Source organism: Streptomyces sp. NPDC001406, from assembly GCF_042895285.1.
Classification (GTDB): Bacteria; Actinomycetota; Actinomycetes; order Streptomycetales; family Streptomycetaceae; genus Streptomyces.
The window spans coordinates 28,694-42,122 of the sequence record NZ_JBIAWG010000018.1; the positions used below are offsets into that span (position 1 = coordinate 28,694).

Genomic DNA, 13,429 nt, shown 5'->3' on the forward strand with positions numbered 1-13,429 from the left:
TGCGCGCCCCCCTTCTTTCACCGGAACTCACACAGAGTGGAGTGCTCCACACCATGAAGGTTTCCCGTCTCGCCACCGCCGCTGCCGTCGCGGGCTCGGCCGTCCTCGCCCTCTCCGCGCCCGCCTTCGCGCATGTCTCCGTGCAGCCCGAGGGCACCGCGGCCAAGGGCGGCTACGCGGTCGTCGACTTCAAGGTCCCCAACGAGCGCGACAACGCCTCGACCACCAAGGTCGAGGTCAACTTCCCGGCGGACCACCCGCTGGCCTCCGTGATGCCGCAGCCGGTCGCCGGCTGGACGGTGGAGGTCACCAAGTCCAAGCTGGACAAGCCGCTGGAGATGCACGGCAAGAAGATCGACGAGGCCGTCACCAAGGTCATCTGGACCGCCGACGGCAAGGGCATCGAACCCGGCTACTTCCAGAAGTTCCCGCTCTCCCTGGGCACGCTGCCCGAGGACACCGACGAACTCGTCTTCAAGGCGGTCCAGACGTACTCCAACAAGGAGGTCGTGCGCTGGATCGAGGTGCAGCAGGACGGCCAGGAGGAGCCCGAGAACCCGGCCCCCGTCCTCACCCTGTCCGCCGCATCCGCCGATGAGCACGGACACGGCTCCATGACCGCCGAGGACGCCTCCGACAAGAAGACCGAGACCGCGGCCGCGACGGACTCCGGCTCCTCCGGCGGCAGCGACACCACCGCACGCGTACTCGGCGTGGCGGGCATCGTCGTCGGCGCGGCGGGAGTCGCGTACGGCGTGCTCGCCGGGCGCCGCCGGTCCGCCGCCTGAGCCCCGCCGCCCGCACCGCGCACAGGGGGTCGTGCGACTCTTGCGTACGACCCCCGGTGCGCTCCGGAGCTCTCATATCTGGGACATTTTTCTATGCGCAAGAAGACGTTCGCCGCGGCCGCGCTGCTCGCCGCCGCCACCCTGACCCTCTCCGCCTGCGGCAGCGGTGACGACGGCAAGTCGCCCATCGCCGTGGTCTCCGAGGAGTCCGGCTCGGCCAAGGCCGCCACCCTCCTCGACAAGCCGTTCGAGAAGCCGGACCTGGTCCTCACCGACACACACGGCAAGAAGTACGACCTCCGCAAGGAGACCGAGGGCCGGCCGACGCTGGTCTACTTCGGCTACACGCACTGCCCCGACATCTGCCCGCTGACCATGAACAACGTCGCGGTCGCCAAGAAGTCGCTGACCAAGGCGGAGCAGGCCGAGCTGCGGGTCGTGTTCGTCACCACCGACCCGGCCCGCGACACGCCGTCCGAGCTCGGCAAGTGGCTCAAGGGCATCGACCCCGAGTTCATCGGCCTGACCGGCGACTTCGCCACCATCCAGGCCGGCGCCCGCTCCCTCGGCATCTCCATCGAGCCGACGAAGAAGGACAAGAACGGCAAGATCGTCTCCGTCCACGGCACCCAGGTCGTCGCCTTCTCGCCGAAGACCGACGGGGGTTACCTCCTCTACGGCGAGGACGCCACCGTCGACGACTACACCAAGGACCTGCCCAAGATCATCAAGGGAGCGAACCCGTGAGGCGTCTCGCCGTACCCGCCGCCGTGCTGGCGGGCGCGCTCGCCCTCGCGGGCTGCGGCGGATCCGACGACACGGCTGCCGAGTTGTCGGTCGGCGCCTCCTACATGCCCCAGCCGGTCTCCGCCGACATGGCCGCCGGCTTTCTGACGATAACGAACAAGGGCGCCGCGAAGGACGAGCTGACCTCCGTCACCAGCGACGTCGCGGGCCGGGTCACCATGCACGACACCGTGGGCGGCAGCATGCAGGAGGTCACCTCCTTCGCCGTCCCGGCACACGGCCGACTCGTGTTCAAGAGCGGTGGCAACCATCTGATGTTCGAGAAGCTGAACCGCAGGCCGAAGCAGGGCGACACGATCACGCTGAAGCTGAAGTTTGCCAAGTCCGGACCCCTCACCGTCGAGATGCCGGTGAAGTCCGCCACGTACAACCCGTCGACCGGACACTGAGGGAGGGACCACCTTGACCCGGACCATCGCCCCCCGCCTGCGGACCCTGGTGCTGCTGTTCCTGGCCGTCACCGGCGCGCTCCTCGCCGGGGCCGGTCCGGCCTCCGCGCACGCCGCGCTGACCGGCAGCGACCCCGCGCAGGGGGTGGTGGTCGACAAGGCCCCCGACCAGGTGTCGCTCACCTTCTCGGAGAAGGTGGCGATGAACGACGACTCGCTGCGCGTCCTCGACCCCAAGGGCAAACGGGTGGACGCCGGCAAGCCGTCCGACGTGAGCGGGACGACCTACGCCGTGCAGCTCAAGAGCGGTCTGGGCAACGGCACGTACACCGTCACCTACCAGGTCGTCTCCGCGGACAGCCACCCCGTCGCCGGTGCCTACACCTTCTCCGTGGGCGCCCCGTCCCTGACCACCGTCTCCGTCTCCGACCAGACGGCGGGCGGCGGAGTCGTGGGCTGGCTGTACGGGTTCGGGCGGTACGTGTCGTATGCCGGCTACATCGTGCTCGTCGGCGGCGGCGCCTTCGTGCTCGCCTGCTGGCAGCGCGGCTCCGGGGTGCGGGCGCTGCAGCGGCTCGTCGTCGGCGGCTGGCTCGCGCTCACCTCGGCCACCCTGTGGCTGCTGCTCCTGCGTGGCTCCTACACCACCTCGGGGAAGTTCGGCGACGTCTTCGACCTGAGCCTGCTCGGCCAGGTGCTGCAGACCAAGACCGGCGCCGCACTGGTCTCCCGGCTGCTGCTGCTCGCCGCGGCCGCGCTGTTCATCGCGGTGCTCTTCGGAACGTATGACAAGCGGGAGGACGAGGAGAAGCGCGACCTGCGGTTCGGGCTCGCCATCGGCGGGACCGTGGTCGCCGCCGGGCTGGCGGCGAGCTGGGCGATGGCCGAGCACGCCTCGACCGGGCTCCAGCCGGGCATCGCCATGCCCGTCGACGTGCTCCATCTGCTGGCGGTCGCCGCCTGGCTGGGCGGACTCGTCGCCCTGCTCGTCGCGCTCCACCGGGCGCCCGCCGACACACCCGTCGAGGCCGCCGCCGTACACCGCTTCTCCCGCCTCGCCTTCGGGTCCGTGGCCGCGCTGGTCGCCACCGGCATCTACCAGTCCTGGCGCCAGCTCGGCTCCTGGTCCGCGTTCACCGACACCCGGTACGGACAACTGCTGCTCGTCAAGATCGGGCTTGTCCTGCTGCTCGTCGGCATCGCGTGGATCTCGCGGCGCTGGACGGCACGGCTCTCGGACACCGCGAACTCCACATTCACCACGGAGCAGGCCGAGGCGGAGCTGCCCGCCAAGGAGCACATCACGGCACCGGCCGCGGCCGGTGACTCCGAGCGGGCCGCCCAGCTCTCCCGGCAGCGGGCCGCCGTGGACGCCACCCGGCAGAAGCGGCTGCGCGAGGCCGACCCCAACCGCTTCGGCCTGCGCCGCTCGGTGTTCGCGGAGGCGGGCGTGGCGGTCGTCCTGCTCGCCGTCACCACCGTGCTGACCCAGACCGAGCCGGGACGCACCGAGCAGGAGGCCAAGGCCGCCACGTCGTCGTCCTCCTCGTCGTCCTCGTCGTCCTCGACCTCCGGGGCGCTGACCCTGGACATGCCGTTCGACACCGGCGGCAAGGACGGCAAGGGCGTCGTACGACTCGACCTCGACCCCGCGCGCGTGGGCGGCAACGAGATGCACGTCTACGTACAGCGGCCCAACGGCCGGGCCTTCGACATCCCCGAGGTGAAGGTCGCCTTCACCCTGGAGGCCAAGAAGATCGGGCCCCTTCCCGTGACCCCCGACCACATCGCCACCGGGCACTGGGCGGCGGACGGGGTGCAGATCCCCATGGCCGGCGAATGGAAGATCGCCGTGACCGTGCGGACCTCCGACATCGACCAGACGTCCGTCTCCAAGAACGCGCAGATCGGCTGAACCGCACCATGACCGACCAGTCCACCTCATCCGAAGCGATCGCCCCCGAAGGGGCCGTCCCGGAGAACGGCGACCCCCAAGAGGGGATATCGCGGCGGAAGCTGCTCGGCACCGCCGGTGCGACCGGGCTTGTGCTCGGTGCGGCGGGCGGGGCCGTGGGGTACGCGGCCGCCCCTGCCCAGGCCACCCCGCTGACCTCGGTGGGCTCCGGCCGGGCGATGTTTCACGGGAAACATCAGCCCGGCATCACCGAGGGCCTCCAGGCCCGGGGCCACCTCGTCGCCTTCGACCTCGCGGCGGGCGCGGGCCGCAAGGAGGCGGCCGCCCTGCTGCGCCGCTGGTCGACGACGGCCGAGCGGCTGATGGCGGGCGAGGCCGCCGCGCACGACGACACGGACGTGGCCCGCGACGCCGGCCCGTCCTCGCTGACGATCACCTTCGGCTTCGGCAACAGCTTCTTCGCCAGCACCGGACTGGACAAGCAGCGCCCGGTCTCCCTCGATCCGCTGCCCGACTTCTCCTCCGACCACCTCGACAGGGCGCGCAGCAATGGCGACCTGTGGGTGCAGATCGGCGCCGACGACGCCCTGGTCGCCTTCCATGCCCTGCGCGCGATCCAGAAGGAGGCGGGCGGCGCGGCCCGCATCCGCTGGCAGATGAACGGCTTCAACCGCACCCCGGGCGCCACCGCCCACCCGATGACGGCCCGCAATCTGATGGGCCAGATCGACGGCACCCGCAATCCGAAGCCGGCGGACGCCGACTTCGACAAGCGGATCTTCGTCCCGGCGTCCGGCTCGAACGACCCGGCCTGGATGGCGAACGGCTCCTATGCCGTCGTACGCCGTATCCGCATGCTCCTCGACGACTGGGAGAAGCTCTCGGTCAAGGCCCAGGAGGGCGTCATCGGGCGCCGCAAGTCCGACGGGGCGCCACTGTCCGGGGGCACCGAGACGACCGCGATGGACCTGGAGAAGGCCGACGCCCACGGCAACTACGTCGTTCCGGGCAATGCGCACGCCCGGATCACGCGGCCCGACCAGAACGGGGGCGCGGCCATGCTGCGGCGCCCGTTCTCGTACCACGACGGCTTCGACGCGGACGGGGTGCCCGACGCGGGGCTGCTCTTCGTGTGCTGGCAGGCGGATCCGCTGCGTGGCTTCGTGCCGGTACAGCGCAAGCTCGACCGGGGCGACGCGCTGTCGAAGTACATCCGCCACGAGTCGAGCGGTCTGTTCGCCGTGCCGGGCGGGGCGGCGCGCGGAGAGTACGTGGGCCAGCGGCTGCTGGAGGGCTGAGCGCGCCCCGGTTCACTCAGGGGAGGGGCTGCCGTGAGACACGTGAGCCCCGTTTCCCCGAGGCCATTAGGGTGAGGACATGCCAGCGAGCTATGCGTATCTCGGCCCCGAGGGCACCTTCACGGAAGTGGCCCTGCGCACACTTCCGGAGGCGGCGACCCGGGAGCTGATCCCCTACGTTTCGGTGCAGTCCGCTCTCGACGCCGTGCGCGCCGGTGAGGCCGAGGCCGCGTTCGTGCCGATCGAGAACTCGGTCGAGGGCGGCATCACGACCACCCTCGACGAGCTGGTCGCGGGCGCGCCGCTGATGATCTACCGCGAGGTGCTGCTGTCGATCACCTTCGCGCTGCTGGTCCGGCCCGACACCAAGCTGTCCGAGATCAAGACGGTCACCGCCCATCCGGCCGCCCAGCCGCAGGTCCGCAACTGGCTCAGAAGCAACCTCCCGGACGCCGTCTGGGAGTCGGCCGCCTCGAACGCCGACGGCGCCCGGCTGGTCCAGGAGGGCCGGTACGACGCCGCCTTCGCCGGTGAGTTCGCGGCCGCCCGGTACGGTCTGGTGCCCCTGGAGACCGGGATCCACGACGCGGAGAACGCGCAGACCAGGTTCGTCCTGGTGGGCCGGCCGGCTCGGCCCGCGGCGCCGAGCGGCGCGGACAAGACCTCCGTCGTGCTGTGGCAGCGCGACGACCACCCCGGTGGGCTGCGCGACCTCCTCGGCGAGTTCGGCACCCGGGGCATCAACTTGATGCTGCTGCAGTCCCGGCCCACCGGCGCCGGTATCGGCAACTACTGCTTCTGCATCGACGCCGAGGGCCATATCTCCGACCGCAGGATGGCCGAGGCCCTGATGGGGCTGAAGCGGATCTGTCTGCAGGTGCGGTTCCTCGGCTCGTACCCGCGCGCCGACATCAAGCCCGACGATGTCCGGCCCACGCTGCCGGGGACCTCGGACGAGGAGTTCGTCACGGCGGCGGACTGGGTGGCGCGGTGCCAGGACGGCCGTTTCTAGCCAGTCCTACCTGCATACCTTCGTTGTCCACAGGAGTTATCCACAGGCGCTCTTCTCGACCTGGGGACAAGTCGACAACGAAGTGCCACTCAGTCGACAAATCGCCCTGCGGCTCCCAGATGGGTCCACCGGCGCACAGGTCACCCTTCGTCCACTCGTTTCCTTTGGTTCATCTTTTGGGGCGACCAATTTCCACCCGAAAGTAGGTGTCAGGGCGGTTTGGGTGGGGAATTCTTCGACCCGTCGAACACTTCCGGAGTGATCCATTCCGAAATCCACAGACCTTCCGCACAGCCTGTGGATAACTCTTCCCGGAGTGTGGACCCCTGTGGACAACCGGGCTTCCAAATCCCGTTCTCCACAAGGGAATCGAGTCAACACGACGCCTGCCGTTTGCCCCGTCCCAGGGAGTGAGACACTTTTCCTTGACACGCTCGGCAATTCGCCCATAACGGAACGTAAGCCGCGAATCGGAACCCGTTGGAATAGTGATTCGTGAGCGGCAACCCGGCACCGGTAGCCTTGAGCCCGTGATTGACCTTCGCCTGCTCCGTGAGGACCCCGACCGTGTGCGCGCGTCCCAGCGCGCCCGTGGAGAGGACGTCGCGCTCGTCGACGCCCTCCTGTCTGCCGACGAGCGGCGCAGGTCGTCCGGCGTCCGCTTCGACGAACTGCGCGCCGAGCAGAAGCAGCTCGGCAAGCTCATCCCCAAGGCCCCCGTGGACGAGAAGGCCGAGCTGCTCAAGCGTGCCGAGCAGCTCAAGGCCGACGTCAAGGCCGCCGACGCCGAGCGCGACGCGGCCGACGCCGAGACCCAGGAGCTCGTGCTCAGGCTCGGCAACCTCGTCCACCCCGACGTGCCCGTCGGCGGCGAGGAGGACTTCGTCACGCGGGAGACGCACGGCACCATCCGCGACTTCGGCGCCGAGGGTTTCGAGCCCAAGGACCACCTGGAGCTCGGCCAGCTGCTCGGCGCGATCGACGTCGAGCGCGGCGCCAAGGTCTCCGGCTCGCGCTTCTACTTCCTCACCGGTGTCGGCGCCCTGCTGGAGCTGGCCCTGGTGAACGCGGCGATCGCCCAGGCGACGGCCGCGGGCTTCACACCGATGCTGACCCCGGCCCTCGTCCGCCCCCAGTCCATGGCGGGCACCGGCTTCCTCGGCCAGGCGGCCCAGGACGTCTACCACCTCGACAAGGACGACCTCTACCTGGTCGGCACGTCCGAGGTGCCGCTGGCGGCCTACCACATGGACGAGATCATCGACGCGGACCGCCTCCCGCTGCGCTACGCCGGCTTCTCGCCGTGCTTCCGCCGCGAGGCCGGCTCGCACGGCAAGGACACCAAGGGCATCTTCCGCGTCCACCAGTTCGACAAGGTCGAGATGTTCTCCTACGTCACTCCCGAGGAGTCGCAGGAGGAGCACAAGCGCCTGCTGGAGTGGGAGAAGCAGTGGCTGACCTCGCTGGAGCTGCCGTTCCGCGTCATCGACGTCGCCACCGGTGACCTGGGCGCCTCGGCCTCCCGCAAGTTCGACTGCGAGGCGTGGATCCCGACGCAGGGCAAGTACCGCGAGCTGACCTCGACCTCGGACTGCACCGAGTTCCAGTCCCGCCGCCTGTCGATCCGCGTCCGCGAGGGCAAGCAGGTCCGCCCGCTGGCGACGCTGAACGGCACGCTGTGCGCCGTACCGCGCACGATCGTGGCGATCCTGGAGAACCACCAGCAGGCCGACGGCTCCGTCCGCGTCCCCGAGGTGCTGCGCCCGTACCTGGGCGGCCGGGAGGTCCTGGAGCCGGTGGCCAAGTGAGCGGCGCCTTCCCGTACGGGCTGGTCGCCACCGATCTCGACGGAACGCTCCTGCGCTCCGACGAATCGATCTCACAGCGCACCCGTGACGCGCTCGCCGCGGCCACCGCGGCGGGCGCGGCGCACATCGTGGTCACGGGCCGCGCGGTCCCCTGGACCCGGCACATCCTCGACGACCTCGGATACCAGGGCCTCGCCGTCTGTGGACAGGGCGCGCAGGTGTACGACGCCGGCGAGCACCGGCTGCTGACCTCCGTCACCCTGGACCGTCGGCTGGCGGGGGTGGCCCTGGCCAAGATCGAGGCCGAGGTGGGTCCGCTGTTCCTGGCGGCGAGCCAGGACGGCCTCGACGGCGAGGTGCTGGCCGGCCCCGGGTACGCGGTCACCGGAAGGCTCCCGGCGACGCCGTTCACGGACGTGTCCGACCTCTGGGCCGCGCCACTGAACAAGATCTACATACAGCACCCCACCCTCTCGGACGACGAGCTGGCCGAGGCGTCCCGCCGGGCCGCGGGCGGCTTCGTCACGGTCGCCCTGGCGGGCGAGGGCATCGTGGAGCTTCTGCCGCTCGGCCTGTCCAAGGCGACGGGCCTCTCCCTGGCGGCCCGCCGCCTGGGCCTGAAGGCCACCGACACGATCGCCTTCGGCGACATGCCCAACGACATCCCGATGTTCACCTGGTCATCCCGCGGCGTGGCCATGGCCAACGCCCACGAGGAACTGAGGGCAGTGGCGAACGAGGTGACGTCCTCCAACGAGGAGGACGGCATCGCGCTGGTACTGGAGAGGCTTCTCGCCGACGGCAGCTGAGTGCAACTGCTGTGGACAGTCATTCCGACCGCCGTGGACGATCGTTCCCGACCGCTGTGGGCAATCGTTCCGCAGGGCGATGGGGGTTCCCCCGCTCAAGCGAAGCCGAGAGTGGGGGAGGGTGGGCACAGCCTGCAGCACCGGGTGCCTTCTTGACGTACCCGGGCCCTGAAATCCTTGACGCACCCGAGCCCTGAATTCCGGCCAAGTCCCAGTGACAACGTCTCGCGGAGGATGCACGGATCGAACGTGCGCGGGCCTCTCGACCCGACCATGGCTTAGCAAGCCAGTGCCTTACCACTCGGCCAATCCTCCGGGTGGGCGGCCCACGCGAGAGCGACATCGCGTGCTCGAAGCGGCCGCCCCGGGCAGTCCGCGGCTCCACGGAGAGGTAATGGCTACTCCGGAGTCCGCTGCGAACTGCCCTGTCGGGAGCTGGGCGTACTGCCGTGCATGGGCATCGCCCGGCTCCTCTCCCAGATCGTGACGCCGGGTCCGTCCCGGCGGGTGGGGCACAACCACTCTGCCCCGCCCCCGAGTTGGGCGCCACTGAATTAACCGGTGCGCACCACCGCCCTACCGGCGGCGCCACCTGCGCCGACGTGACTTGCTGAAGAACCACCCCGCGGGCGGCTCGTCGGAGCGCCACGGCTGCGGCTCCGGCGACTCGGCACGCCAGCGGGCGGCGAGCATCCGGGCACGGGCGGACGGCTCGGACGTCTCCGCGGACCGTATGAAGTCCTCGTCCAGGACGACCCCGTCCCACTCGTCGTACGGCAGCGCCTCGTCAGCCATTCCCGTGCCTCCCAGCAGTGCATCCCCCGGATCCAATGTGCCCGGACGGGGGTGAAGCCCCCGTCAAGGCCGATGTGCCTGCTCCTGGCCGGCGCCTACTCCTCGCCCGCCAGCGTCAGCGAGCGCAGCTTCTGTCCCGCGTACCAGGTGGCCAGCACGGTGACCGAGACCAGCAGCACCGTGCCGGTCGTCAGGCTGACGTCCGAGGTGACCAGGTCACCGCCGGTGACCTTGTGGGCGACCGCCAGCGCCCACTGCTGGACGCTGAGCGTGCGGGCACCCGAGACGAGGGAGCCGAACAGGGCCTCCCAGACGAGGGCGTAGACGAGCCCGAAGATCACCGCGTGCCGCGACACCGTGCCCAGGAGCAGGAACAGGGCCGCGTAGGCGATGGAGGCGACCAGGGCCGCGACCGTGTAGGCGATGGCGATCTGCTGGCCGTTGCCGTTGAGGATGAAGCCCGCGATCAGGGTCGGCACCGCGGAGAACACCATGGTCACGGCGATCGCCACGATCAGCTTGGTGAAGATGATCGTGGGCCGCTTGATCGGCTTGGACAGCAGATACACCACGGAACCGTCGTCGATCTCCGGGCCGATCGCGCCGGTGCCCGCGATGACGCCGATGATCGGCACCATCGTGGCGAGCGCCAGGCCGCCCAGCAGGTCGGCCGCGGTCTGGTCGTCGGCGCCGGCCAGGCCGCGCACCACCACGGAGATCGCGATCAGCAGCATCGGCAGCGCGCCGAGGATGAGAGCCCGGCGACGGCCGAGCAGGGCCCGGTAGGTGAGCCGGGCGACTGTGGGGTCGTACATCTTCGGCCTCCTACGCCGCGACCAGATATGAGAAGACGGACTCGAGGGACTCGTCGGACGGCGAGACCGTGAGCAGCCGGATGCCGTGGTCCCGGGCGACCTTCGGCAGCAGGGTCGTGAAGCGTCCGAAGTCGACGGCCTGGATGCGCAGCGCACCTTCGGTGAGGTCGACCTCGATGCCGGACGTCGACGGGTCGGCGATCAGCGCGGCCGCGAGGGCGCGGTCGTCGCTGGAGCGGACCAGGTAGCGGTGCGGGCGGTCGGTCATCAGGCGGCGGATCCTGCGGAAGTCGCCGCTGGCCGCGTGCCGTCCCGCGACCACGACCTCGATGTGCCAGGCGAGCTGCTCGACCTCTTCGAGGATGTGGGACGAGAACAGCACGGTGCGGCCCTCGTCGCCCATCCGCCGGAGCAGCTCCATGAGCTGCATGCGCTGGCGCGGGTCCATGCCGTTGAACGGCTCGTCGAGCAGCAGCAGCGAGGGGTCGTGGACCAGCGCGGAGGCCATCTTCACGCGCTGCCGCATGCCCTTGGAGTACGTGGCGATCTTCCGGTCCTGCGCGTACTCCATCTCGACCGTGGCCAGGGCCCGTTGGGCGGCCTTGTCGCCCAGGCCGTGCAACTCGGCGTTGGCGACGACGAATTCGCGGCCGGTGAGGAAGTCGTACATCGCCTCGCGCTCGGGGACGATGCCGATGTGCTTGTAGATGGCCTCGTTGCGCCAGGTCGGCTGCCCGTCGAGGGTGACCGTGCCGGTGGAGGGAGCGAGAAAGCCGCCCATCATGTTGATGAGGGTGGACTTCCCGGCGCCGTTGGGGCCGAGGAGGCCCGTGACTCCGGGGCCGATGGTCATGGTGATGTCGTTGACGGCGACCACGTTGCCGAACCAGCGGGAGACGTGGTCGATGGAGAGCGTGGTCACAGTCCCACCTTCTTGTAGCGGCGCAGCAGAAGGCCGTAGCTCGCGGCGATCAGGCCGAGGACGACGAGCAGGTACACCGCGCCCTGGGCGTGGGAGGGTCCGTCACCGCCCGGGAAGGTGTTGGTGCCGCCGAGGAGGGCGGTGCTCAGGCCGCCGATCAGGGTGACCGGCGAGAACAGGCCGATCCACGGGATGGCGCTGGTGCTGCCCTGGGAGTCGGCGATGGCCTGAAGGGTGGAGACCGCGCCGTAGGAGATGGTCAGTACGGCGATCACGGCGGCGATACCGAAGCCGCGGCGCGGGGTGATCGACGCGATGACCAGGCCGATGCCGGCGAACAGCAGGGACAGCAGGGCCACCGAGACCAGTCCCTGGCCGAACCCCTTGGTCTGGTGGGCGAAGTCCATCTTGGACAGCAGGGCGCCCACGTACAGCACGAGCAGCGGGGCGCCGGTGAGGATGAACATCGCCGAGGCCAGGGCCGCGAACTTGGCCTGGACGTAGTCGGCGGTCTCGATGGGCCGCGAGAAGTACAGCGGGATGGTCTTGAAGCGCAGGTCGCGGGAGACGGCCTGGGGTGCCTGCGAGGCGACGTACAGGCTGATGACGGCCTGCATGATGATCGCGTACCGGGTGTAGGGCACCGGCAGGTCGTGCGCCTTGGTGGCGACGGCGACGGCGACCATGATGGCCGCCGGCACGCACATCACCGCGAACAGCAGCATCGGCAGCACCTTGGACTTCACCGAGCGGCCGAGGCCGTAGGAGCCGCGCAGGGTCTGCGAGTAGAGGGACAGGCGGGCGTAGGCGCGGCCCAGGCGCGGGCCGTCGTAGCCGCGGTAGCCGATGTCGTGGATTCGGGACTGGTCACCCGCGGGGGTGGCCAGGGGCTGCTCAACCGCCATGGACGGCCGCCTCCTTCCGCTGCTCGTCGCTGCTGGTGAACACCTCGGAGATGTGGTGTCGGCGCTGCTCCATGCGCACCAGGCCGAGGCCGAGGTCGGCGACGACGTCACGGACGAGGTCGTACGTCTCGTCGCCCTGGGCGGTGAGCAGCAGGATGTGGCCGGCGCCGGGCAGGCCGCCGCCCTCGTTGTCGGTCTCCACCCCGCGCGCGTGGAGCGCGTCGCGCACCGCGCGGGTGCCGTCGGGGTGTTCGTCGCTGTCGGTGACCTCGATCGCGAGGGTGGTCGTGGTCTGGGTGAAGTCCGTGGTGGAGCTGGAGCGCAGCAGCTTGCCGCCGTCGACGACGACCACGTGGTCGCAGGTGCGCTCCAGCTCGCCGAGCAGGTGCGAGGTGACCAGGACCGAGATGCCGAAGTCGGTGTGGATGCGGCGGATCAGGCCGAGCATGTCGTCGCGGCCGACCGGGTCGAGGCCGTTGGTCGGCTCGTCGAGGAAGACCAGCTGCGGGTCGTGCACCAGGGCCTGGGCCAGCTTCACCCGCTGCTTCATGCCGGTCGAGTAGCCGCCGATGGGGCGGTAGCGCTCCTCGTACAGACCGACGTGGCGCAGGGTGTCCGCGGTGCGCTCGCGGGCGGCGGCCGGGGGCAGGCCGGACATGCGGGCCATGTGGACGACGAACTCGGTGGCCGAGACGTCGGGCGGCAGGCAGTCGTGCTCCGGCATGTAGCCGACCCGCTCGCGGATGGCGGCGCCCTTTGTGGCGACGTCGAGGCCGAGCACTTCGGCGCGGCCCTCGGTGGCGGGGGACAGACCCAGCAGGATCTTGATCAGTGTGGACTTGCCGGCTCCATTGGCACCCACGAGCCCCGTCACACCGGGTCCCACGTCCACGGAGAGCCGGTCAAGCGCGGTCACCCGGGGGAACCGCTTGCTCAGGCTTTCGGTCGCGATCACAGTCACGTCGTCGACGGTAGTGATGCGCGCCACGCAAGTCGTCAGACCGCAGAGCCGTCTTGGCGTCAGACTCCAGTCGTACGGGGCCCTAGGGGATGCCCTTCCTGAGAGTTATCCACAGCTCATGATCCCGCCTATTGACGCCGCCTCTAACAACTGTCACATTCACCAGTGTCAAGTTACGGACGCGTACCGCAGTCGACGGGACGGG

General features: G+C 69.9%; 13 protein-coding genes and 1 tRNA gene. 8 read left to right on the top strand and 6 right to left on the bottom strand.

Annotation, left to right across the window (positions count from 1 at the left end):
• The first annotated feature begins 53 nt into the window (after nucleotides 1-53).
• From ACFY1J_RS35870 to ACFY1J_RS35905, 8 genes are all read left to right on the top strand, one after another.
• A complete protein-coding gene (locus tag ACFY1J_RS35870) occupies nucleotides 54-788 on the top strand; it encodes a YcnI family protein (protein WP_390708401.1) in 735 nt (244 codons plus the stop codon).
• 93 nt (nucleotides 789-881) lie between these two features.
• Nucleotides 882-1,535, top strand: a complete 654-nt coding sequence (locus ACFY1J_RS35875) for an SCO family protein (protein WP_390708400.1) — start codon at nucleotides 882-884, stop codon at nucleotides 1,533-1,535.
• Nucleotides 1,532-1,984 carry a copper chaperone PCu(A)C gene (locus ACFY1J_RS35880; RefSeq protein WP_390708399.1) on the top strand — a complete coding sequence of 151 codons (453 nt, stop codon included), beginning with the start codon at nucleotides 1,532-1,534 and terminating at the stop codon, nucleotides 1,982-1,984. The genes ACFY1J_RS35875 and ACFY1J_RS35880 overlap by 4 nt, the downstream gene beginning before the upstream one ends.
• Before the next feature lie 13 nt (nucleotides 1,985-1,997).
• Entirely contained in the window at nucleotides 1,998-3,899 is a 1,902-nt protein-coding gene (locus ACFY1J_RS35885) for a copper resistance CopC/CopD family protein (protein WP_390708398.1), read from the top strand.
• An 8-nt stretch (nucleotides 3,900-3,907) separates the two neighbouring features.
• Entirely contained in the window at nucleotides 3,908-5,197 is a 1,290-nt protein-coding gene (gene efeB / locus ACFY1J_RS35890) for an iron uptake transporter deferrochelatase/peroxidase subunit (protein ID WP_390708397.1), read from the top strand.
• Between the two features lie 79 nt (nucleotides 5,198-5,276).
• Nucleotides 5,277-6,209, top strand: coding sequence for a prephenate dehydratase (gene pheA, locus ACFY1J_RS35895; RefSeq protein WP_390708396.1), 933 nt, complete (start codon nucleotides 5,277-5,279; stop codon nucleotides 6,207-6,209).
• A gap of 530 nt (nucleotides 6,210-6,739) precedes the next feature.
• Entirely contained in the window at nucleotides 6,740-8,017 is a 1,278-nt protein-coding gene (gene serS, locus ACFY1J_RS35900; RefSeq protein WP_390708395.1) for a serine--tRNA ligase, read from the top strand.
• A complete protein-coding gene (locus tag ACFY1J_RS35905) occupies nucleotides 8,014-8,826 on the top strand; it encodes an HAD family hydrolase (RefSeq protein WP_390708394.1) in 813 nt (270 codons plus the stop codon). Before serS ends, ACFY1J_RS35905 begins: the two co-directional genes overlap by 4 nt.
• Nucleotides 8,827-9,054: 228 nt before the next feature.
• Here the strand turns inward: ACFY1J_RS35905 and ACFY1J_RS35910 are convergent.
• The 6 genes from ACFY1J_RS35910 to ACFY1J_RS35935 form a co-directional block, all read right to left on the bottom strand.
• Nucleotides 9,055-9,141, bottom strand: a tRNA-Ser gene (locus ACFY1J_RS35910).
• Nucleotides 9,142-9,402: 261 nt separating this feature from the next.
• Nucleotides 9,403-9,621: a hypothetical protein gene (locus ACFY1J_RS35915; protein WP_363299509.1), complete on the bottom strand. Its 219-nt coding sequence runs from the start codon at nucleotides 9,619-9,621 to the stop codon at nucleotides 9,403-9,405.
• 95 nt (nucleotides 9,622-9,716) lie between these two features.
• Nucleotides 9,717-10,436 carry an ABC transporter permease gene (locus ACFY1J_RS35920; RefSeq protein ID WP_390708393.1) on the bottom strand — a complete coding sequence of 240 codons (720 nt, stop codon included), beginning with the start codon at nucleotides 10,434-10,436 and terminating at the stop codon, nucleotides 9,717-9,719.
• A 10-nt stretch (nucleotides 10,437-10,446) separates the two neighbouring features.
• A complete protein-coding gene (locus ACFY1J_RS35925; RefSeq protein WP_390708392.1) occupies nucleotides 10,447-11,358 on the bottom strand; it encodes an ABC transporter ATP-binding protein in 912 nt (303 codons plus the stop codon).
• Nucleotides 11,355-12,263, bottom strand: a complete 909-nt coding sequence (locus ACFY1J_RS35930; RefSeq protein WP_390708391.1) for an ABC transporter permease subunit — start codon at nucleotides 12,261-12,263, stop codon at nucleotides 11,355-11,357. Before ACFY1J_RS35930 ends, ACFY1J_RS35925 begins: the two co-directional genes overlap by 4 nt.
• On the bottom strand, nucleotides 12,253-13,218 hold the full coding sequence (locus tag ACFY1J_RS35935) for an ABC transporter ATP-binding protein (protein ID WP_390732713.1): 966 nt from the start codon (nucleotides 13,216-13,218) through the stop codon (nucleotides 12,253-12,255). The genes ACFY1J_RS35930 and ACFY1J_RS35935 overlap by 11 nt, the downstream gene beginning before the upstream one ends.
• Between the last annotated feature and the right edge of the window lie 211 nt (nucleotides 13,219-13,429).

Excerpts from the sequence above, each read along its gene's own strand:
- ACFY1J_RS35930 (WP_390708391.1), bottom strand. The coding sequence starts at position 12,263 with ATGGCGGTTGAGCAGCCCCTGGCCACCCCCGCGGGTGACCAGTCCCGA.
- ACFY1J_RS35875 (WP_390708400.1), top strand. The coding sequence starts at position 882 with ATGCGCAAGAAGACGTTCGCCGCGGCCGCGCTGCTCGCCGCCGCCACC.
- pheA (WP_390708396.1), top strand. The coding sequence starts at position 5,277 with ATGCCAGCGAGCTATGCGTATCTCGGCCCCGAGGGCACCTTCACGGAA.
- ACFY1J_RS35915 (WP_363299509.1), bottom strand. The coding sequence starts at position 9,621 with ATGGCTGACGAGGCGCTGCCGTACGACGAGTGGGACGGGGTCGTCCTG.
- ACFY1J_RS35920 (WP_390708393.1), bottom strand. The coding sequence starts at position 10,436 with ATGTACGACCCCACAGTCGCCCGGCTCACCTACCGGGCCCTGCTCGGC.
- efeB (WP_390708397.1), top strand. The coding sequence starts at position 3,908 with ATGACCGACCAGTCCACCTCATCCGAAGCGATCGCCCCCGAAGGGGCC.
- ACFY1J_RS35870 (WP_390708401.1), top strand. The coding sequence starts at position 54 with ATGAAGGTTTCCCGTCTCGCCACCGCCGCTGCCGTCGCGGGCTCGGCC.